This window comes from Paenibacillus terrae HPL-003 (assembly GCF_000235585.1).
Lineage (GTDB): Bacteria > Bacillota > Bacilli > Paenibacillales > Paenibacillaceae > Paenibacillus > Paenibacillus terrae_B.
Map to the genome: position 1 here is coordinate 5,847,690 of NC_016641.1, position 21,902 is coordinate 5,869,591.

The 21,902-nt window shown below is 47.3% G+C and carries 20 protein-coding genes and 2 pseudogenes; 5 read left to right on the forward strand and 17 right to left on the reverse strand.

Annotated elements, in window-relative coordinates; translation table 11 throughout:
• Window positions 1-8: 8 nt before the first annotated feature.
• Together HPL003_RS25955 and HPL003_RS25960 are read right to left on the reverse strand one after the other, a co-directional pair.
• Window positions 9-503 carry a hypothetical protein gene (locus tag HPL003_RS25955; RefSeq protein WP_014282778.1) on the reverse strand — a complete coding sequence of 165 codons (495 nt, stop codon included), beginning with the start codon at window positions 501-503 and terminating at the stop codon, window positions 9-11.
• Window positions 504-648: 145 nt separating this feature from the next.
• Window positions 649-1,185 (reverse strand): MarR family winged helix-turn-helix transcriptional regulator, encoded by a 537-nt coding sequence (locus HPL003_RS25960; protein ID WP_014282779.1) that lies wholly within the window; start codon window positions 1,183-1,185, stop codon window positions 649-651.
• A gap of 160 nt (window positions 1,186-1,345) precedes the next feature.
• Here HPL003_RS25960 and HPL003_RS25965 point away from each other — a divergent pair, with 160 nt between their 5' ends.
• On the forward strand, window positions 1,346-2,110 hold the full coding sequence (locus tag HPL003_RS25965; protein WP_014282780.1) for an SDR family oxidoreductase: 765 nt from the start codon (window positions 1,346-1,348) through the stop codon (window positions 2,108-2,110).
• Window positions 2,111-2,246: 136 nt separating this feature from the next.
• Here HPL003_RS25965 and HPL003_RS25970 read toward each other — a convergent pair whose 3' ends face one another.
• The 3 genes and pseudogenes from HPL003_RS25970 to HPL003_RS28095 form a co-directional block, all read right to left on the reverse strand.
• Entirely contained in the window at window positions 2,247-2,693 is a 447-nt protein-coding gene (locus HPL003_RS25970; RefSeq protein WP_014282781.1) for a GNAT family N-acetyltransferase, read from the reverse strand.
• Window positions 2,694-3,041: 348 nt separating this feature from the next.
• Window positions 3,042-3,134, reverse strand: a pseudogene (locus HPL003_RS28770) (helix-turn-helix domain-containing protein); the annotation flags it as partial.
• 11 nt (window positions 3,135-3,145) lie between these two features.
• Window positions 3,146-3,292: pseudogene (locus HPL003_RS28095) on the reverse strand (transposase); the annotation flags it as partial.
• A 138-nt stretch (window positions 3,293-3,430) separates the two neighbouring features.
• On the opposite strand from HPL003_RS28095, the gene HPL003_RS25975 reads away from it, so the two are divergent.
• Window positions 3,431-4,624, forward strand: coding sequence for a glycoside hydrolase family 5 protein (locus HPL003_RS25975; protein ID WP_014282784.1), 1,194 nt, complete (start codon window positions 3,431-3,433; stop codon window positions 4,622-4,624).
• A gap of 332 nt (window positions 4,625-4,956) precedes the next feature.
• Here HPL003_RS25975 and HPL003_RS25980 read toward each other — a convergent pair whose 3' ends face one another.
• The 11 genes from HPL003_RS25980 to HPL003_RS26035 all read right to left on the reverse strand — a co-directional run bounded on the left by HPL003_RS25980 (window position 4,957) and on the right by HPL003_RS26035 (window position 19,748).
• Window positions 4,957-7,761, reverse strand: coding sequence for an AAA domain-containing protein (locus HPL003_RS25980; RefSeq protein ID WP_014282785.1), 2,805 nt, complete (start codon window positions 7,759-7,761; stop codon window positions 4,957-4,959).
• Between the two features lie 402 nt (window positions 7,762-8,163).
• The gene (locus HPL003_RS25990) at window positions 8,164-9,204 is read right to left on the reverse strand and encodes an ROK family protein (protein ID WP_238533420.1); all 1,041 of its coding nucleotides are present in this window, start codon (window positions 9,202-9,204) and stop codon (window positions 8,164-8,166) included.
• Complete coding sequence (locus HPL003_RS25995; protein ID WP_014282788.1) at window positions 9,155-11,095, reverse strand: alginate lyase family protein; 1,941 nt, start codon at window positions 11,093-11,095, stop codon at window positions 9,155-9,157. The genes HPL003_RS25990 and HPL003_RS25995 overlap by 50 nt, the downstream gene beginning before the upstream one ends.
• On the reverse strand, window positions 11,092-11,427 hold the full coding sequence (locus HPL003_RS26000; protein ID WP_014282789.1) for a cupin domain-containing protein: 336 nt from the start codon (window positions 11,425-11,427) through the stop codon (window positions 11,092-11,094). The genes HPL003_RS25995 and HPL003_RS26000 overlap by 4 nt, the downstream gene beginning before the upstream one ends.
• A gap of 72 nt (window positions 11,428-11,499) precedes the next feature.
• Window positions 11,500-12,891 (reverse strand): ABC transporter substrate-binding protein, encoded by a 1,392-nt coding sequence (locus tag HPL003_RS26005; RefSeq protein ID WP_014282790.1) that lies wholly within the window; start codon window positions 12,889-12,891, stop codon window positions 11,500-11,502.
• A gap of 135 nt (window positions 12,892-13,026) precedes the next feature.
• Window positions 13,027-14,634 carry a helix-turn-helix domain-containing protein gene (locus HPL003_RS26010; RefSeq protein WP_014282791.1) on the reverse strand — a complete coding sequence of 536 codons (1,608 nt, stop codon included), beginning with the start codon at window positions 14,632-14,634 and terminating at the stop codon, window positions 13,027-13,029.
• 9 nt (window positions 14,635-14,643) lie between these two features.
• Window positions 14,644-16,398, reverse strand: coding sequence for a sensor histidine kinase (locus HPL003_RS26015; RefSeq protein ID WP_014282792.1), 1,755 nt, complete (start codon window positions 16,396-16,398; stop codon window positions 14,644-14,646).
• A 48-nt stretch (window positions 16,399-16,446) separates the two neighbouring features.
• Entirely contained in the window at window positions 16,447-17,316 is an 870-nt protein-coding gene (locus HPL003_RS26020) for a carbohydrate ABC transporter permease (RefSeq protein ID WP_014282793.1), read from the reverse strand.
• 22 nt (window positions 17,317-17,338) lie between these two features.
• Complete coding sequence (locus HPL003_RS26025) at window positions 17,339-18,229, reverse strand: carbohydrate ABC transporter permease (RefSeq protein ID WP_014282794.1); 891 nt, start codon at window positions 18,227-18,229, stop codon at window positions 17,339-17,341.
• A 278-nt stretch (window positions 18,230-18,507) separates the two neighbouring features.
• On the reverse strand, window positions 18,508-19,089 hold the full coding sequence (locus HPL003_RS26030) for an NAD(P)H-dependent oxidoreductase (protein WP_014282795.1): 582 nt from the start codon (window positions 19,087-19,089) through the stop codon (window positions 18,508-18,510).
• 71 nt (window positions 19,090-19,160) lie between these two features.
• Complete coding sequence (locus tag HPL003_RS26035; protein ID WP_043922949.1) at window positions 19,161-19,748, reverse strand: TetR/AcrR family transcriptional regulator; 588 nt, start codon at window positions 19,746-19,748, stop codon at window positions 19,161-19,163.
• 204 nt (window positions 19,749-19,952) lie between these two features.
• On the opposite strand from HPL003_RS26035, the gene HPL003_RS30100 reads away from it, so the two are divergent.
• Together HPL003_RS30100 and HPL003_RS29085 are read left to right on the forward strand one after the other, a co-directional pair.
• The gene (locus HPL003_RS30100; RefSeq protein ID WP_014282797.1) at window positions 19,953-20,069 is read left to right on the forward strand and encodes an NADH:flavin oxidoreductase family protein; all 117 of its coding nucleotides are present in this window, start codon (window positions 19,953-19,955) and stop codon (window positions 20,067-20,069) included.
• Window positions 20,066-20,251 carry an NADPH dehydrogenase gene (locus HPL003_RS29085; protein WP_014282798.1) on the forward strand — a complete coding sequence of 62 codons (186 nt, stop codon included), beginning with the start codon at window positions 20,066-20,068 and terminating at the stop codon, window positions 20,249-20,251. The genes HPL003_RS30100 and HPL003_RS29085 overlap by 4 nt, the downstream gene beginning before the upstream one ends.
• 129 nt (window positions 20,252-20,380) lie before the next feature.
• Here HPL003_RS29085 and HPL003_RS30285 read toward each other — a convergent pair whose 3' ends face one another.
• On the reverse strand, window positions 20,381-21,004 hold the full coding sequence (locus HPL003_RS30285; RefSeq protein WP_014282799.1) for a DUF4183 domain-containing protein: 624 nt from the start codon (window positions 21,002-21,004) through the stop codon (window positions 20,381-20,383).
• Between the two features lie 451 nt (window positions 21,005-21,455).
• Here HPL003_RS30285 and HPL003_RS26050 point away from each other — a divergent pair, with 451 nt between their 5' ends.
• Entirely contained in the window at window positions 21,456-21,869 is a 414-nt protein-coding gene (locus HPL003_RS26050; protein WP_014282800.1) for a DUF4183 domain-containing protein, read from the forward strand.
• Window positions 21,870-21,902: the final 33 nt, after the last annotated feature.

Genomic DNA, 21,902 nt, shown 5'->3' on the forward strand with positions numbered 1-21,902 from the left:
TTCTCCTTTTAGATGAAAAATTTGTTGTGACGGCAAGACGCCACCGCCATGTCACTATCGTGCTTGCTATGAATCCAGACAACGGGAAATCGATCCAGACACGACCGACCCAGGCCAAGTGATTGCTCGGAATCATAATTTCTAGTAAACCAGATGTCGCCCCATGCGGCGAATAAGCCAAATATTGCTCCCACCAATGCGAACAGCCCAACCACAACCAAGTGAGGTGCGCCGATGATCCACCCTTTATGGCCTCCTCTACTGCGCAGCCAAAGGCCAAGCATCAAAGCCAAGAAGGCTGATGTTCCCCCGATTGTGGTCAAGGCCCCTAATTGAAGCCCCTTGTCGGCAGTGACCAATCCCCCGATACCTGCCATAATGGCAGGAGACACATAGGCCATTACGACTTCACGCCACAGTACAAAAGTCTTTGTGCCAGAACCAGCAGATTTGATTTCGTAGACACCATCTGTCTGATTGGGATACTCCGTCGTCTTGTTCATTTAATCGCTCCTTTATTCTCTTTATTCTCTTTAATCGTTCAGCGGTTGCTTTCAGCGATACATAATTAGGATCCTAACTATATAAGAATGAAAATGGGCTAGCTTCACTAGCCCATTCTACTCATTACTGATGTGTTTCTATAGTTCATTTTGGTTCGTCCGTAAGTGCAGATATCCCCTGTGTAACTCGGCCTAACAGGTCGAGGAATACGCTGCGCTCCTCGATATTCAGTAAGCCTACCATGGCTTCCAGCCGAGCGAAATGCTCAGGAGCCATTTCACGAAGCTTCTTCGCTCCTTGCTCTGTCAATATGACCGCTTTCTGACGTCCATCCTCTGCACTTGATCGCCGGGATACTAGCCCATCTCGCTCAAGAGTATCGATAAGACCAGTCACTGTAGCACGTGTCACACCTAGATGCTCAGATAATTGCGAGGGCAACTCTTCTCCTTCGTTATCTTCAAGATCTGCCAATAAACGATATCGTCCTGTTGATAAACCAAATCTGGAGAAATGAATCTCTGCGGCATGTCCAAGCTTGGCTCCCGCTTCCATTAGCCTAGACGCGACGAGTATAGCCTGTGCATCTAGGTCTAGGTTATAGCGATCAATCTGACGCTTGGATTGTGCCAGCGAGGGAATAGCATCAATATCATTGGTTATTTTATTATCCTTGTTCATATATATAGTATGGTTCCTAATTATTTTTGTGTCAACACATTTTTTACCACATCTTCATTTTTAGCTTGACGACAATCATGAATCCCGAATGAAAGAGCAACATTTCAAACATCACCTCGTGATATAACTAAACATGAATTCCAAACAAGGAGATGAAAGCATGAGTAAGTTAAAAGGTAAAATCGCTTTAGTAACTGGTGCAAGCCGGGGGATTGGTCGTGGCATTGCGTTACGTCTGGCACAGGAGGGCGCAGTCGTCGCAGTACACTATGGAAAAAGACAAAATGAAGCAGAGGAATTGGTTCATAAGATTGAGCAAAGTGGAGGTACCGCATTCACGATCGGTGCTGACTTAAGTATCCTTAACGGCATTCATGATTTATATGCAACATTGGATGAAGCCCTTCGGGAACGTACAGGCGATAATCGGTTTGATATTCTCGTCAATAACGCTGGAATCGGTCAAATTGTAACCATAGAAGAGACGACGGAAGAATCTTTTGACGAAGTCATGAACATTAATGTCAAAGCACCGCTTTTTGTTACCCAGCAAGCTTTGCCGCGTCTGAAAGATGGAGGCCGCATTATCAATATCTCATCATTTGTTACACGCGTGGCTTCCCCTAGTGTTTTCGCCTACAGCATATCGAAGGGTGCAGTCGACACACTTACGTACGTCTTGGCTCAGCAACTTGGGAGCCGTAATATTACGGTAAACGCCATCCAGCCTGGCATTATTAATACGGAGATGAATGACGGGACGTTAAAAGATCCCGATGGACAGAAATTTGCCGCTGGTCTTTCAACCTTCAAAAGGTGGGGGGAACCTGAAGATGTTGCGGATATTGCTGCCTTTCTTGCCTCATCGGACAGCCGTTGGGTAACCGGTCAATTGATTGATGCAAGTGGCGGGTCTCATCTGTAAATGAATGGGTTCGGGAACCTAGCTGAGGAGTTAGCATTTTGAACCCGCTAATTTACTCTACTATGGTAATAAGGCTGCTGGTTTGTGCCAGCGGCCTTATCCTGGTTGCTCATTGAGCTCTCGTTCCACATATGTACTATTTGAACTTTTTTATAAAATTTTTTTGGTCCTTTGTAAACATATAGCCACGTTGTTCGTAGAACCTGTGAGCATGTATTCGACTTGGGTGGGATAACAGTTTAATCCCAGAAAATCCATGGCTCTTTCCCCACTGTTCAAGGCGCTCGATCAACATGCTACCTACACCTTGATTTCTATACCTTTCTTTTACAACAAATCCCAGTACATTTACTAAAGATTCAGAAAAAAGCAATTCATACGGGCTCCCATGAATATATCCTATTACCTCGTTGTTTTCTTCACAAACAAAGATCATATCTTTTGTTTTCTTTGTGATGATTTCAATCTTCTCTTTTACTTTTTCTTCAGAAAATAGATATAGATTTGGGTTAAAGTCTTGGTTTAACAAATAAATATCATGATAATCAGTTACCCTAATTTCCCTGACATTTCTTTCTTTCATTCTTGAACGCCTCCTATATGCTTGATTCTGTTAAAACGAGTTATTCAATAATCACAGGCTGGATCACTTCGAATAAAAATGAAGTATCATTTAAAAATTCTCTTAAGTAAGCTTGAGCGTATGGTTGCTCATCGATTAAACGGGATGTTTCTCTTGGATCGGAGGCATGATGGCTGTAATTCTCGATCATGACCATGACGAAGAAGCATTCCAGACATCGAACATAGTCGGCTTCCAGCGTTCTCACATTCTCATAGCCTTGGATTAACATCCATCGATGTTTTGGTTAGAGTTCTAATAATGTGCCTGCCAGATCGTAAAGAAAATACCCGTAGCCACATCTTCCGAAAAACGAACACAACCAAAAGTTTTACGCATAAGGTGGGCTTGTTCCTCTGTTGGATACAAACGGAACTTATATGCTTTATTATATTTAGCCATATATTCTCACCTCACTTTTGACCTTGATTTTCTATATACTTCTTTATTACCTCAACAGGCGAGCCACCTGTTGTAAGTAAGCAAAAACTTCTTGACCAAAACATTTCTTTCCAAAGCTTCTTTCTGATTTGCAGAAAATCTCTTTTGATGAGTCGAGAAAAGATAGCCAAGGGACGGTCAATAGACCGTTCCTCTTATATATGAATTTTATGAACTTGTTTTATGGAATATTTGAACATAAAATGAAAAGGTAATCTATTATAACTATATTTTTAATAAAGGAGGAAGCAAGAATTATGAAAAGAAAGAGCATGAAGAAGTCATTTTTCGTCATTGCCTCCCTCGTCATGAGCTTTTCGCTCTATGGCTACACTCCCGGTACAGCAGATGCAGCCAGTGCAAAAGGATACTATCACACCTCAGGCAGCAAGATTGTAGACGAATCCGGGAAAGAGGCGGCATTTAACGGCCTGAACTGGTTTGGTCTGGAAACCCCTAATTACACCTTGCATGGACTGTGGAGCCGCTCAATGGACGACATGCTGGATCAGGTGAAGAAAGAAGGTTACAATCTGATCCGTCTGCCTTACAGCAATCAGTTATTCGATTCCAGTTCCCGTCCGGACAGTATTGATTATTCCAAAAACCCTGATCTGGTCGGATTGACTCCGATTCAAATTATGGACAAGCTGATCGAAAAAGCTGGACAACGCGGTATTCAGATTATCCTTGACCGTCACCGTCCGGGCTCAGGTGGACAATCCGAGCTGTGGTACACGTCCCAGTACCCTGAGTCTCGCTGGATTAGTGACTGGAAAATGTTGGCTGAACGCTACAAAAACAACTCTACCGTCATCGGTGCTGATTTGCACAACGAACCACACGGTCAGGCAAGCTGGGGTACAGGCAATCTCTCCACAGATTGGCGTCTGGCGGCGCAGCGCGCAGGGAATGCGATTCTGTCCGTGAATCCGAATTGGCTGATTCTCGTAGAAGGTGTGGATCACAATGTACAAGGCAACAACAGCCAATACTGGTGGGGCGGTAACCTGATCGGTGTCGCCAACTACCCTGTCGTGCTGGACGTACCGAACCGCGTCGTGTATTCTCCGCATGATTACGGTCCTGGTGTGTCTTCGCAGCCATGGTTCAACGATCCTGCCTTCCCGGCCAACCTGCCAGCCATCTGGGATCAAACCTGGGGCTACATCAGCAAGCAAAACATAGCTCCGGTGCTGGTCGGTGAATTCGGCGGTCGTAATGTCGATATGTCCTCAACTGAGGGTAAATGGCAAAATGCACTCGTAGACTATATTCGTGCCAACAACCTCTACTTTACGTACTGGTCCCTCAATCCTAATAGTGGCGACACAGGTGGACTACTGCTAGACGACTGGGTTACCTGGAATCGTCCGAAGCAAGATATGCTGAGCCGGATTATGAAGCCTGTCATCTTCGCAGCGGAGCAAACGACACCAGCCACCGAATAAGCCTGTGATCCTAGCGCAGGTGCAGAACAGTAGCCCATCCGGCATTTGACGCAGGGGTTAAAGTTGGTACATTCTCGGAACATGTGCTGACGATTAACCACCTTACTAGGATTCAGTACGGTGCTGATCTTCCTGATGACAGCGCTTACCGGGGAGCCTTGCGCCACTGGGTGATGCAGCTTTTCTGAGAGATTGGCTATGCGTTTTGCTAATCATAAATGGAGATCCTACTGGACATCCTCATGCTAAAAAGCCGCTTTTCCTCCTTCAGAATCAGGTCATACCAGACCGCTGAAGATGTGAAAAAGCTGCTTTTTTTTTACATGTTCAACCTATTTATAGCCCAACACGCTATCCAACATCTCTCGAACCTTTTGTTCCTCCCCACTCCCCTCTGTTTTTAATCTCAAAAAAGGAACCTTGTATTTCGCCAAAATACGGTCTTTCTTGCGATCTCTCTCCATTTGCTCTGGCTTATTTTCATGGTAGGCAAACCCGTCCACTTCAATAACCAATTGAGGCCTTTTGTCCAGCTTGTGGTACACTACAAAATCGAGCGAAGCGTTGTTTTTTATGTATTTCCGCTCACCCTCATCGAGTAGGTCTGTCGAGCTCAGGAAATTTTTGAGGTATACCTGTCTCTGTATGTTCAGAATACGGTACTCTTCCATTTTCAATAACTCCTGCAAAAAAGCATTTGCTATATTCTCGGACTCATGTTTGGAAATCTTTTTTTTATCGCGAAGTCCAATTAAAACCTCAGAATATTCTTTATAAAATAAATCAAAAATAGATACGATTTCACTTTTGATAATGTTCTCGTTCAAAGTGCTGTACTCCATATATCGGATCAGGTTGCCTACATCGCTGTTCGCTTTAGTGAAAACATTTTGCCCTGTCACTAGCACGAATTGCTGTTGCGCTCTGGACACGGCTACGTTAATTTTGCAAGGATCATCAACAAAACGAATTCCCTTTTTACCTTGAGCACTCTGGTCAAGCACGGTGGAAAGGATCATGAGTGGTTTTTCACGTCCTTGATATTTGTGGATAGTGTCACTTTCAATTTCCTCAGATAACACTTGCCCTGCTTTGATGACCTGCTTTCTGTAGGGTGTAGCAAAACCAATTTCTTTCTTATCTTTCACCGTTACAAATGGGTGCTCCAGTACTTCCTCCACAATATCCAGCTCTCGCTGGTTGAATTTCCCTAGCTTCTCCCCTCGCGTCACTTCACGCATATGATTTCCTTTAGAAGTATGAAACAAAATAAGTGGCTCGACATTCTCTTCGTATGTGGTAAAAGGAATCAGGTCGTCGTCATAGTACTGTGCGTTACAAAATCCAATAATTTGGGGATGGCAACGATAATGCTCCCGCAGCATGACTTTGGGTAAAGCTTCACCATACAGCGACAGCATGGAGGACAGGATATTGTGCTGGAAATAATCGAAATGATGAGCCACATTGTTCATACTGAGTTTGTTCTTAATCTTTAAGTCCACGATATGCGGCAGTTGCTTCGTATCCCCTACGATGATAGCATTTTTACAGCATGACAAAGCTAGAGCTCCTGTCAGTAGATCCACCTGTGAGGACTCGTCGATAATGACATAATCAAATAAAAAGTTTGGTGGCGCACAGTTTCGTAAGGAATGGGTGGTACTCAACACCACAGGAAAATGCTGAACAAATTCCTTATAATTCCTTTTATAGGTGCGGTGTTCAAAATTCAAGTTTTCTCTTGCGTGGTATTTGCTGTGTAGTTGATGCTTAAATACAATCGTCGAAATCAGCTCATGCTCACACAACAATTCATCAAATGTTGCTTTATCCATTTCCTTTTGAATATGCTCTATTTTTCGCTCGATGTACTTAATTTTAGCGGCATAAAATTCTTTTTGAAGATTCAACAAAACATCATTTTGATATTCACGTAAGCTCACAAAATCGGTATAGCCAAATTTGAACGCAGCTTTGGCCTTATACAGCCAACTGTTCAGCTTTCCTTGTGCAGCAGCCACATGATGATGAGCCAGAAACGAAAGAATACTTTGCGGACTTTCCCGATAAAACTTGCGATATACTTGGTATAAGAGTCCTGGCTTAATTTCCTCGGAATCCTGATTCTCATAATAATGCTCATAATGTTGCTGCTCCAACCGGTAGGCCGCTAACTGCTGCTTTAATTGGGCCTGCTCATTTTGAAGCTCCATCAGCTTATGGATCTGATCATCCAGTTCTTTGATCCGGTGCATCAATTCGGGCACGGATTGCTCGCTTATCCATTCTTCAGACTTGTCATATTGGGGAATATGCTCAAAAAAAGCTTTCTGATTTTCAGCATTGCCCAGCGAAGCAACAAAAAAGCCATACCCCGACTTCTCCAACTTATCCTTTACGTTTTGCACCGCTGCATTGTTTCCTGAAACAACTGCTACTGTCTTATTTTGCATGATCGTCAGGTTCGCAATAATGTTGAGAATGGTCTGTGTTTTACCTGTACCAGGCGGCCCCTCAATCACGGAAATATTGCTACTGAGTGCATGAATCAAGGCTTGCTTTTGACTCAAATTAAATTTAAAAGGAAAAATCATATGATCTGTCTGGGGTGTATTCCGAGTTAAGGCAGTTTGATTTATATAACAACTAAGAGCACTTTGTGGATGAATAAAAGCATTCAATCCTACCATTTGTTTACTCAAAAAAGATTGAGACTCGGATTCAGGACCGTTTCCATTATCTATCTGGGTATGCTCTGATATTTCCGTCCAATATTGAAGAATGCGGACGGCATTAGCATTGGTTAAGGCGCGATGGTGCAATGTAAGCTGATCGGCATCTACAATCTGTGGTCTTCCCCATGTAAGCCATATTTTCACCTTTTGGTCGAATAAAATGACTTGCTTGACATCTTTCAAAGGCTTTTCTTGTACAAAAACTTCCTGTTCGGATACATCTATTACTTTCGGATTTTGGCTTATTATCGTATGCAATTGATCCAGTGGATAGTTATAGGTTTTACTAGAGTCATTTTGGAACGTCACAGTCGCTTTATTCCCTTGTATCGCGAATGAAAGAACTTCTGCCGTACGATCCCTATCTTTTAATATCAGTAAAAACTTCTGTTCATCCATTATGTCTCGATCCCTCTATATCTTCGATTAGTATGCTTTTATGTAAAATCATAGTGTTATAAGTATACCTATCTTCTTCATTTCGACATTTTCCTGTATCATCCTTTTTTTGAAGTATTATTTTTGTCGCGATCAACTTATCCATGCTTCTTTCACAAATTAAAGTAGATTCACCACCCCACAATGAGATTGATCTTGGTAATGAGGGAGACAAGCTGATTTGACTACCCCTACTACCATCTCGCGAATAATGAAGTTTTCCATCCCGATCATTCGTACAACAAAAAAAACCGTTCTCCGGTTGATGATACAGAGCGTGCAATCCTGCACACTTACCATTCAACTGGAGACGGTTATTTGTCGGTGTTCTAACTTTGCAGATAATCCTCTTTTGGGCAAGCGCTATTTCAGGCATTTCCGACCAAGCGCTCTCCTGATGGCCTCGACCGCTCCAGTCGCGCCCGCTTCGTTGCCAAGCGCTGCCTTGCGGATGTCCACGGCAACAGGACTTAATGCTGAGACACGTTTGGCCAATTCGCCAGCATATTCCGCATTTTTCTCCACGACGCCGCCACCCAGCACAACAAGCTGTGGATTAAGCGTGATGGTCAAGTTGGCGATGGCAACGGCCATCAGATGATAAGCCCGATCCAACACGTGGGCCGCGATCTGGCTGCCCTCTTCGGCCGCCGCGAAGACATGCTTGGCCGTGACCGGACCGCCAGCCGCCTGCAGCGAGAGCACCGGGCACAGCTCCCCGTCTTCCATACAACGTGCCGCCTGTAACGCGATGCCAGTACCGGAAGCTTGATTCTCCAACGCCCCGAACCTCTCCAAGACACCACTCTGCCCTGCGGACAGCGTCTCCCGATCCATTTCGATCACGAAGTACCCGATCTCCCCAGCGGAGAAGGTCGCCCCTTTATACAGCTGCCCGTTCAGATACAAGGCACCGCCGATGCCAGTGCCGACCGTAATCATTATAAAATGGTCACAGCCAGCCGCTGCACCCTTGCACTGCTCCCCAAGCGCCGCCATGTTCACATCATTGTCCAGCACCACGATTCCTTTATAGTTGTGCGCAATCCACGGGCGAATATCCTCTGCGGGCCAGTCCAGTGCGGGAGCGCTGGACAGAATGCCGGTCTGCTCGTTCATCACTCCCGGAAAGCCGATGCCTACTCCGGTCAGTTCGGACAGTCCGGTGCCGTGGGCCTGGCAAAATTGCTCCAGCTCGGCAAACAGCCATTCCATAAAGCTTTTCGGGTCCCTGCTCAGCCGCGTATCGAGCTTGCGTTTGCCTCCAATCCTTCCGTCCTCGCTGGCCAGGCAAAACAAGGTCTTGGTGCCGCCGACATCAATTCCTGCGATCCATGCGACGGTTGTGTCCAGCTTAGCATTGGCCGTCATCCATGCCCCTCCATTCCAGCGTGGTACTGTCAATTACGACGGTTCCAAAAGTGGCGCCATACATATAATTTACCTCCACCCGCTGGCGCGCAGGATCGATCTCGCACGTAGTCAGGCGAAGCGTTTCGCCGTTAACGGTCGAATCCTCCGGCAGACACACCGTAAGAATACCCGCTTTTCCCGAAAAAGCGGCCTGTCCCTGCAACACAGGCGTCCCCGCCTTGGAGCCGTATATTTTCGATACCCAGCCCTGTTGTTCGCTGACTGTGAAGCGCTCTTCCGCCAACCCGGCCGTTGTCCACTGTATAGCAAGCTTGACAGAAGAACCCGGATAAACTACGGAAGCGCCCAGACTACCCGTCTCGCCCTTCAACAGCTCTACTACAGCTTCCGGGTGCAGATGAAACCGTTGCTCAAGCTCGTGCTCTTCCGCTTCGGCTTCCAGCCAATCCGCTAGCAGCATAATCGGAACCTCTGAGCCAAGCAGCACCCATCTGCGATGTGTTACAGGATCGGACAAGCGAGTATAGCCGTCATGGGAAGCATCAATGAAATGATAACGGCTGTTGCTCTCCCAGCGGTATGTCTTCGCTTCAGCCGCAGGCGTGCCCCATTGCTGCGTGGATACATACGGCGTCTGGTCCTCGCCGTCCACAGTGATCGTATTATGCGCTCGCGTGCTTTTGAAATAATGACGCCATTCCCCTTCTTCGTAGGTATACCGCCCGGTATCGGTGAAGAGAAGCTGCTGCCTCCACATCCATTCCAGATTAAGCGCATCGGCATGACCGTGCGCCCCGCCCATAGCGGCAGCGTCAAAAAACAAATACTGCTGCTCATCCCGCATCACATAGTACCCTGTCTGTGGGAATGCCCGGCTCGCCGTTGAAGGCTTGTAAGCAGCCTGAAGCCGCATATAACGTTCGTATTTCTCCGCCCCGAGCAGCCACAGGCTTTCCGAGCTATCCGCCCCCCGGCAGATCAGTTCGTCATCTTCGAGAATCGCGCCCAACAGCGTCAGCCGCTGTCGCCCGTTGCTGACCCAGTCGGAGTCGCCGACTCCGGTAGACTGCTGGTCCGGCCGGATAAGCGCCTCCGTGAATACCGCCATTTTGCGAAGTTGATTGCCGAACCATTCGGAGAAGGGATAACCGGACAGTTGGCCCAGTAGGTAGGGGGTGCCGAACATTTCGATGCTGGCATTGTGATAATGGGTCGTAAGCTCAATCTGTACCCCTTCGGGACCAACCTGATGAAGCAGGCAAAGCTCCAGCCGCTCGGACGCCAACTGCCGCCAATACGGCGCACTCGGATGCCAATGATAGAACGTGGCGATCATGAACAGACCTTGCATATGCATAATGGCATGATTAATTTCGGTACTGCCCAGATACCGGGTGAGGAACTCAGCATGTTCTTCCAGACCCTGTAAAAATTCGGCGTGAAACGGTTCCGTCAACAGTGGGCTGTCCTCCATATATTTGTAGGCAGAGATCCAGGACTGCACGCGCAAACCGGTTTCCAGCAGCCGCCAAGGACCAAGCTTCTGGAAGAAAACTCCTTCTTCATAGGACGGAACGACTGGAACCGGGTTCTGCTTCCGCCAACCGCGATAATGGTTGATAAACGCGGAGACGTACTCCGGATTGCCATTCATCAGGTATGCTTTGCCTAAATCCGGCATATGCCAATGCCGATTGATTCCCCAGGTGAACTCCGGGTCCTTGGAGGGATTATGCAGCCAGTTCACCGGATCGCCCAACGGAACCCAACGGCTCAAGTCATGAGTATAAGGCACGATAAATTCATTGACCACGGCATGATCGGCAATGGCAATCGACGCTTCGGCTTCGCCGGGAAAATGGCGGGCATAATATGCCGCAGTCCTGCGCAATTCGAGCTGCGACAGGTAATAGTCGTTCATTGCTGATCCTCAAGGAAATCTTCCCGGAACGGATTGAACACATCAAGAATAACGGAGTCTTCCAGCGCCTTCACGCCATGCAGAACGTTATAACCCGCGTAGAAGCTATCTCCTGCCTTGAGAATGCACGTCTCGTCGCCGACCCGGACCTCGAAGCTTCCTTTTACAATATAGCTGACCTGCTCATGCTTATCGTGGGAATGGACTTCTCCGACCCCGCCCTTGCGAAAGGTGACCTCCACCATCATCAGCGTTCCGCCCATACCGAGAATTTTACGGGAGCTGCTTCCGTCAATGACATGCGTTTTTGCTTCCTCATTTTTGATAATCATTCATTCCTACCCCTTTCAAATAGAAATACGCGACCGAACCGCTTAGGGAATCGGCCGCGGGACAGCCACAGGTTATTCTTCTGTGGACAATTTGCCCTGTAGCTTGGCGGCGTCAAAATTGGGATCAGCGACAATATTGGTAGTACCGGCTGCTCTTAATTTTTCCAGAGATGTGTTATATCTAGTATCCAAATCCTTGATTATGGCATCCACATCACCACCGGTGAATACAAATACGTTAAAGGCTTCTGCCCATTTCATGCCTTCCAAAGAGCTCTCCGTAATTATACTTGGATTAGCCGGATAAATGGCGTCAACCCGTTTTGGCAGGAATCCTTCAATGCCCGGAATACTCGGCTTCTTGCCTGAGTTCAACACGGCTGGAATTAAAGAGATTCCATAGCCCTTTTCATAGTATTCGCTTTGCAATTCCTTGCTGTACACGTACTCTAGGAACTTCCAGGCCGCTTCCTTATGGGCGGAATCGGCGCTGATACCAATGTAGGAGCCACCAATAATTTGCGATGCGCCTTTAATGGTTCCATCGATAGACGGCACGGGAACCGCGCCCCAGTTCTCGGTGGTTGGGAACTGGTCCTTGTACACTCCGGGTTCAGCCGAGTGGTTAATGTACATCCCGATTTTACCTTGGGCAAATTGCGCGCGCAGCGGATCGATATCCAGATTCTCCACTCCCGGCAGCATACTGCCGTCTTCTTTCATTTGCCGCAGCGCCAAAGCAATATCCTTGTACATACCAAAATCAAACTGGCCTGTTTTGTAATTGTAACCGTCGATGCCTGTATTGTTGCTGACGCCGGCAATCGTATTCGCCGCCCGCCAGAAGCCGTTTCCGCTCTTGAACGGACTGGCAAAACCGTAAATGCCTTCGCTTTTGCCGACCTCTGTAATCTTTTTGGCCGCAACCACCATTTCGGCAAGTGTTTTGGGAGGAGTCGCGATGCCGGCTTTCTTAAAGATATCTTTATTATAAATCAGTCTCCAGATTTGCCCGGTGTTCGGCAAGGTAAAGATCTTGCCGTCGATGGTGTTCTTATTCTCGATCAGGCTGTCTTTGAAGGTCGCCTTCATCTCGTCGCTCATATAGGAGTTGATTGGGGCCAGATAGCCTTTCTTGTAATAGGTCTGAAAATCATTGATTTGCAGTACATCCGGAGCCTGCTTGCTCGCAAACGAGATGTCCACCGCCTGCGGATAATTGTCTCCCATCACGTTCATTTCCACTTCAATATTATCACGGTTCGTCTGGTTAAACTTGTCAACCTTTGCTTTCATGAAATCGGCATCATGGCGGTCGGGCGTCCAGTAAATGATTTTGGTTTTCGCTCCTGTAGTTCCTTTGGAATCGGCCGGAGCGTCATTATTGCTGCTGTCCGATGAACAGCCGCCCAGGCTCAAGGCCAGGACTGCGCTCAGTGTTAGGATAATCCACTTCTTAACCATCGTTATGCCCCCTTATGTTTTTCCGGACAACCTCTACGGTTACCCGTTAACGTTATCATAGTGGTTCCGTTTTCACGGGAGTGAGGGACATTTTAACTTTGTATGGGGGAAAAAATGATTGTCCCGGCTTTCTGCTCATTTCAAATACATCTGCCTGAAACTGGTGGGCGTCATGCCACAATACTTTTTAAACAGACCGCTGAAATACGGACGGTCCTCATATCCGAGCATCTGTGAAATTTCCTGCACCTGTACTCCTGCAATCAGCAGTTCCTTTGCTCTTTCCATTCTCATCTTGGTAATATATTGGATCAGGGTCATGCCTGTCTCCTTCTTGAAGGCGTTTGCAAAATAACTTGGGCTTAAATGAACCGCCCGAGCGCAATTGTGAAGCGTTAGATTCTCCTGGAGATGCAGGCGGATGTGTTCCCTGGCCCGATGGATCGCTTGCGTAACATCCCTGAGCCGCTTCTTCTCCACAAATTCACAGCCCTTACTGCTGAAATGATTGATGTAGCTCTTCCAGCCGCCGAAGGTCAACGAACGGTTCTCCTCCAGCGCTGTTAAGTCAGCCTCCAGCTGGATGCGTTCTTCCTCGGTGATCTCATCACAAAACGCCCGGTACATGGCGAAAGCGAGCCCTGACAATAAGCGGATCATAGCCAGTGGCTCCGGAAATTTGTGGGACAATGTCCATTGGTGGAAAATGTCGTCAATCATCAGGTGACAGCTCGTTTTATTACCGCATCTCAGCGCATACAGCAATTCCTTTTCCTTCTCCACAGGGTAGTCCGGAGCTGCAAAATCCTCCTGCGCCAGTTCCGTATACCGGAATACACAATTGCCCTCGCTGTAAAAACGATAAGCCAGCGCTTTGGCGGCATGCACAAACGCTGCATGGATTTCTCTCGGTCCCCGGGCCATCGTGCCCAGGCCAATCGAAACGGTTTTTTTGCTGAATTTCTCCACATTTCCCCGGCAGAGTTCCAGCAACTCTGAAGTCTCCATCCCATCTGGCGGATTAAAGATGGCTGCTAGCCGCTGCTTACTCTCATGCAGCACAACACCCCGGGTATGCAAGTTCAGCGTCTCGTCCAAAATATTTTTGATCGCGAAGGGAATGATTTCGCTGTCGTCAAGAAGCAGAGTGTAGCCATATTCGGTATAGCAGTCCATTTCGATGGCCATGACCATTAGTTTACCAGCATCCAAATCAATATTGAGTTCGCTCCAACGGCTATCGCTTAGGCGGTCACCTGTTTCCTGGTGAAGCAGACGGGTCAAATAATCCTGGCGGAGCTGCAAATGGCTGGCGTCCATTTTTTGCTCCAGCTGTTTAAGCTGCTCCGACTTGGCTCGTTCGGACTCGATTACCTTTTTCACTTTCAGCACCGCTTCCAGAATTTCTGGCGGAGTGAACGGTTTTAGCAAATAATCGGAAGCGCCAAGCTTAATCGCTTCCTGCGCATAGCTGAAATCGGAATAACCGCTGATAAAAATAAATTTGGCGCGTAAACATTGGCCAGAAGCGCGCCTCATCAGTTCTAGACCGTTGAGCTTCGGCATCCGGATATCACTGATTACAATATCTGGATTTTCATCCAGCAGTAGAGTCCAACCATGCTCACCATCGCCCGCGGTGCCCACTACCTCAATATTGTGATCCGACCATGGAATGGTCGCAGATATCCCTTTTACAACGGCTTGAATATCATCCATAACACACATCGTCAAGTGATCCATTCTGACCTCCTACATGAACGGGATTGTGATGGTAACGGTCGTCTCGATGTCTGGGATACTCCTGAAGTTAATAGATGCCGACTCCCCGTAATGCAGGCTGAGCCTGCTCCGGAGGTTGGAGAGCGCATAACCCTTGCGGTCGGCATCATGCCCATACACAGCCTTTTCCATCTGCCCGGCATCCATTCCGCAGCCGTTGTCGGTCACTTGTAGCAGCAGGAACTCGCCCTGGCGGTACACTTTGATGAAGATATTTCCAAGGACAGCCTTGTCTCGAAACCCATGCAGAATGGAGTTCTCCACCAGTGGCTGAAGTAGTATTTTCAACATTGGAATGGAAAGATATGATAGATTTTCAACATGGATCGAATACGTAAATAGGTCCTCATAGCATTTTCGCTGCAATTGCAAATATTGCTCGACATGCTTGATTTCCTGTTTCAAGGTAGTGATATCGTTCCCGTTGTTCAGTCCTAACCGGAACAATAGCGACAAGGAGACAATCATCTCACTGACATCTTTTTTCTCGCCGCTTTCGCTTTTCCAAAAAATAGTGTTCAACGTGTTATACAAAAAATGAGGGTCCACCTGCGCCTGAAGCGCCTTGACCTCGGATTTGCGCTTGTCCTGCTCCGAAGTCCGCACCTCCTGAATCAGCAACTGAATCTGATCCAGCATCCGGTTAAATGTATGGCCAACAGTGCTCACCTCATCCTCATACCTGCTGTTAAACCGCACATTCAAATCATTGTATTCCACCTCGGCCATCAAGCTTTTCAATTTATGAAGCGGTTTCAATAAAGCGGAGGCCAGCAGATTGGACAAGATAAGCGCGAGCACAATACAGAACAGCATAATCAAAATGATCAGCCAGCGGATCTTCTTCAACGGATACAGCAGGTCGGCCTTGGACTGGATGCTGACCATCACCCAATCCTCATTCATGGACAGTGTGTTGTAATTGACCAGCAATTCCTCTCCCTTGGCATTCGTATAATTGAAATCCCCTTCTCCTCCCCTGCTGAAATGGTCGATAAACTTCCGTTCTGTATTAAAATCATACTGCCTGGCTTCGGGCTGGATCACCATCGTTCCATCCTTTTGTAGCAAAAAAAGCTGAACCTGATTATTCATCAGATCCTGCTCCAGAATTGCCCGCATAGCTTGCTCTCTCATGCTCACAACCATGTATACATTCGGAATATAATGATTGTCCAGCACAGTCGGCTTTAGCAGCAACGACAGCACATTGCCTTTCCACTGAAACAGCTCGTTGCGATGGGTCCCGATCCACAGGGTATTCCAGCCTATCTGCTTTGTATAGGTTCCATATTCCTCCGAAAAGCGCTTTGTCTGGTCGGGGAAATCTTTGGTGGAGAAGAAATCGCCGATTGGCGTGTTCAGATAAGCTGTATCAATCAGCGGCTCCACCAGCTTCAATTGGGCAAACGAAGTTTGCAGCAAGGACAGATTCTGATAATAGTTGACGGCATTATTGCTGCGCACATCCTTCATCACCTGATTGAACGTTTCATTAAGCATAAAGGAATAAGACGAAACTACAATATGCCTGAGATGTTCATCCATCACCTGCACTGATTTTTTTAAAATTCCCTGTTTAAGCTCCAAGGCATTGCGCTCGATGCTTCGAGCGGCAAAGAGATAAGAGCAGATCCCCGTCACGCTGATGCACAATATGGCCAGGAAAATAAATAGCAGTTGAATTCTCTTTTTCAGAGAAAGCTTGTAGAAACTGAGTCTCATTAGCCACCACTCCTTGAAGCCCATTGTAACAACAGAACCCAAGTTACTCTACCCCTTGACAGCACCAAGGGTAACTTGCATAAACGATTTATTGGCGAACACATAGACTACCAGAAGCGGCAGAATGGACAGGCAGGCGCCAGCCATCATCAATTGAATCTCGGCGGCGGCTCCGATGCCGTACCGCAGGTTGGCCAACCCTACTGGCAGCGTCTGCAACTCTGGATTGCTCATCGTGAAAACAAGCGGCAAAATATACTCATTCCATGAGCCCTGAAATGCTGATAGCCCGGCAACGGCAAGCGCCGGTCGCAATAACGGGAGCACAATCCGCCAGTACACCGAATAAAAGTTGCAGCCGTCAATCATCGCTGCCTCATCTAGATCCTTGGGAATGCTTCTGAAAAATCCGATCAGCATAAAATAACAGGTGGCATGTGCGCTGACTAGTATAATGATGATCCCCCACAGCGTTTTGTTCAGGCCGAGCATGACCATCAAATCAAATTGCGGACGCAGCACCACGGCCCCGATCGAGATAAACAAGGTGGATGCCATGAGCAGAGAGTACGCCTTTTTGCCGAAAAAATGTACCCGGTTCACTGCATAGGCGGACATGGACGCGACCAGCAGGGTGCCGATCGTCGTGGCCACGCTTACAAAAATGCTGTTCAGGGTAAAGCGGGAGAAATTGGCGTTCTTCCAAGCCTGGACATAGTTGGAGAAGTGCCAGCTTTGGGGCCAGATGGTTGCACTGCTTGTCAGCTCCTGATTCGTCTTGAACGAGCCGAGTACCACGATGACAATCGGGAATATCGCTAGAATGGCCGCCGTGAGCAGGAACACCCAGAGGACCGTCTTGCCGGTCCAGCGAGCCAGCTTTGGGGATAAGGTATGGTAGGTATTAGTAGGATTCATTCTGTTCTCCTCCTGCCTGCTTCTAGTAAACATCATTCAGCTTCTTGGAAATACGGAAGTAGATGAACGTAACTCCCCCTACAATCAACGCTGTAGTGAAGCCGACGGCACTGCCGTAACCCAATTGCTGGAGCGACTGGCTTTCAGCCGACACCGGGAACAGCAGCTTGAACAGATACAGATACATCACCTCTGTTTTTCCGTAAGGCCCACCTTCGGTCAGCACCATGATGCTCTCATAGCCCTTGAGGGAAATAGTAATGGCCAGCATGATGATCATCTGCATTACAGGCCCCAGCATCGGAATGGTCACATACTTAAGCTTCTGGAACTCATTGGCGCCGTCAAGCGAAGCCGCTTCATAAAGATCGTTGGGAATGCCTTGAAGACCAGCGAGGAACAGCAGCATGTAGTTGCCCACAGCGCCCCAGATGGCGATGATAATGGTAGTCAGCATGGCATGATCAGCACCAAGCCAGTTAATCGGGGCAGAGACAAGATGATACTTGAGCAGCAGTTGGTTCAAAATTCCGTTATAGGAGTTGAAGATAATAAAAAAGACGATCGCCATAACTGAGGCGCTGAAAATCGTGGGCAAATAATAAATCGCCCGCAGCAAGGAACGTCCCTTTAACTTGCGATTCAAAATAATAGCCAAAATCAAGGATAACGGAACGGTTACGAGCAACTTGCCGAGAGCATAAATCCCGGTATTTCCCACAGAGGACCAAAATTGATGGTCGCGCAGAACTCGCCCAAAATTATCGAGGCCAATAAAAACAGGCGTCCCGAAGCCCTGATAATCATAGAACATATAGCGAAGCGCCCAAAGCAGAGGATAAATGCCAAACACAAGGGTCAGAAACAAACTCGGGAATACAAACACATAGGCGTGTACTTTTTTCAGTTTCATAAAATGCCCCCCTAGAATCTTTAATCTGATTATAGAGGGAACGAAAAACAGGACGGGATAGGGAAATCAACTTTTCAAAGGGGAGAATGTTACTTTAGCCGGATCATCTCCCAGATACAGCCCTGTCGGACGTGCCAAAAACACCCCTCTTTTACTTCAAAGAGAGGCTGTTAGGCTGACCCTATTCTATGAACCAATTTACTCCAATGCAGCTCTCAGCTTTTGATGATCCTGCCCCCACTGGTGCATTAAATCCAGCAATGGAATCAGACTTTCACCTAGCTCATACTTCGCCCCAGCTGCTCGACCTTACTCAGCCAATCTTTGCGCTGCTGATCCGATAATTTATTCATGAGATCAATTGTAGTAGAACGCACCGGTTTGACACCACATAGATGTAGCGTGGAATCCTTCATCATCCGATGCCCAGGCTGTCCCTGGAAAAATCGGTAGTACCAGCCCGGTCCGTCCATCGTAGTAATGAGGCGGGCCGTTCTGCCTTTTAGGAGCTTGTCGGGCATGGGTTTTCCTTTTTGATACTTGAACGCAAACCCTGGCATAATGGTACGGTCAATGAATCCTTTCATTAATGCAGGCAAGCTCCCCCACCAGATCGGAAAAACGAAAACCAGATGCTCTGCCCACTTAATGGATTCCTGAGCCTTGATCAAATCCGGCTCCAGCGGCAATTTATCGCGATAACCACCTAGTAGATTAGGATTAAAGTCCAACGCGGACAGCTGCAATAAACGCACCTCAGCCCCCGCAGCCTCCGCTCCTTTTACATAGGATTGAGCCAGCGCTTCACCATAACTGCCAACGACCGGATTTCCTTGAATAACCAATATCTTTTTAGACATTTGAGCCACTTCCTATCCTCATATTATATTCTTAGTTAGAAAACACTAACTTTATATTTAAAAAGAAAAGGTCATGACTGACCTTGACTTAATAAAGCGGTTAAACGTTCCTTGACCTCCGTTGCAAACGGAATGAGCTGCTGCGGCAATTCACCCTCCAGGCTGGATACGGACAAGCGTGTAATGGCTCCAATAATAAGCACACCCGATAGCTTGGCATCCTGCTTGGGCAGTTCTCCATGCTGAATCCCCTGCTCAATAAATTCGACTAACGCATCCAGCGGCTGCCGAGTATTTTGGCTTTGGCTTGCCTCCACATACAGCTCATGATGCTGTGATAACAGAAGCAGACCATACTGGTCTTCATCGTGCATACCAAGCACCTCGTCCACCAATTGATGAAAACGGCTAATAAAGCTCCCGCTCTGCTTGCGATAGAAGTCAATCAACGTGGTGTAGCTGTTGCAATACTGTCCGAATACTTCCAAGGCCATCGCATCTTTACTCTTAAAATGCTTATAAATCGCGGCATCCGTCACACCGGCAGCCTCCCCGATTTCTTTGACAGAAATGCCGTCGATGCCTTTGATCGCAAATAAGCGCATAGCTGCTTGCATAATATCCTTCTTCTTGCTATCTACATGTGTTTTCTTGTTCATAAGCATATAGTAAGTGATAACTAACTAAATTGCAAATGATATTTTTGCAAGGCGAAAAAAAGGATGACTATCGTCTTATTTTATTTATATAAAATGGGTATGTATCCAAATAATAAACGTCGTTCTAAACCGTGAATAAAGAGGAGTGAATCCAATGAACTTACTGTTTCAGCCCAGCCTCCCGGCTTATAGAGCGACGAGCACATGACCCCGCTGCAAAAAGTCGTACAAGCCATCCATGATCAAGGCTCCAAAGCTGGCCTCCAGCTCTGGCACGTCGGGCGCAAAGGCTCATTGCCTCAGGAAACAGCTGTAATTTGATCGATGTCAGCACCTGCGGTATATTGCCGGACGTGCCGAGCGTGTATCCGGGCTATCAAGCACCGTACTCGGAGGCCATTCATCAGGCTGCTGATATTCCGACTGCTGCCGTAGGACTGATCACTCACAGGATTCAGGCAGAGGAAATTTGCGTAATGGTCGGGCTGATCTGGTGGCGATAGGCCGGGAACTACTGTGTAATCCATTCTGACCCAGACAGGCAGCCGAATAACACGGTGTCCGCATTGAGGATCCTAAACCGTATAACCCGTTTTGGTTTTGAATAACTGTACATCGTAGGATGCCCTGTATCACGCACTATATCGCGCCCTAAATTGAACAATTTCCACAATAATGGGTGTACCGGAGTAAATCGTTTCTCCTTCGTCGAGGTGAATCGTCACCGAAGAAGGCGTTAGGCTATACGAAGTGCTTTCTTGTATCATTCCGTTAATATACAAATTGGCATAGCTGTTGCTTCCAACATTAAATAGTTGAAAAGCTTCCTGCACTCCATCCACAGAGAATTGATCCACCCTAATCGTGACCGAAGATTGAATATCCTCGGGAGCAAAATAAAAATACCGTTCAGCGGTAGGAACAATTTCAATATCCGTAATGTCGACCGCCGGGCCGGAAGGACCTGTTACACCCTGCGCTCCCGTTGAGCCGGATATTCCCGGTGTTCCAATCGGGCCCTGTATGCCCGTTGCACCTGTCGCTCCTGATATCCCTGCACCTACCGGGCCCGGAGTTCCAGGTGCTCCTGCTGCTCCGGGTACACCCTGCGCTCCTGCCAAACCCGGAATGCCTTGTGCACCTGTCAGTCCTGGTGGACCTTGCACACCCGGCGAGCCGGTTACGCCTTGACCTCCTGCCGGGCCGGACTTCCCCTGCTGCCCTCTCGGACCCGGCCTACCTTGCTTTCCCGTCAATCTCGACCTTCTGCGTCGTTTGGCAGGAATGTTGCAATGCCGCCAATGCATGATTAGCTTTGGATGCTTTTTGGAATGTAGCCCCTTCTTTCTGCTACGCCTGAATTTAAAACTTGTTGTACATTTCTTACGTCTGATGAATCTGCAAAGTGCGGTTCGCTTTCCATGCCTTCTTCGTGATGAAGCGCGTTTGCCCATACCAGCCGTTTACACCTCCTTTTCTCATCTCTATGATATTGTATGCACATTACCCTGTAGGGTTTTGGGCATTTGCAATAGTCCGTTATTAGTGAACCGCTTCCATCTATATTTGCAGTATAATGAGGCTTCCTTCATCCATCCTAATTGTTAACACAAAGGTTAATATGCCGTTTCCGAATCTGGATCACACTCATTTATTGATTATGAGCCATTGCATGGTTCAAACTATCCAAGAAAGGAGATGAGCCCTATGCCAATTATAAAACCTGTGTATACAGCAGTAGCTACTGCCCCCGTAGCCTCTGGCGGTGCCATAACTACGACCATTACCCCAGCCGTGACTCGTTTTTTTGCAACGATTACAGCCGGGATGATCGGAGCTACAACAACAACCGTTCCTGCTGCAAGCTTTGTAGATGACGCTGATGCTCCAGTAGTTGCTTTGCCAACATTAGCAGCTACGGATTCTTCTAATTATTATATTAACGGAGTTATTCAGCAGAGCTCCTTATTCACCCTAAGCACAGCAAGTCTGGTCATTAACTCCGTAGATATTACACCAGGTGTCCCAGTTGTCATAGAAATATCAGATTTTAGTGGTACAGCCTCCACCATTACAACTCAGCCTACTATCTCTGCTCCTACCGTCACTATTATCACTTAAGCTATTTCACTATTTAGATTCAAGCTGGACTGA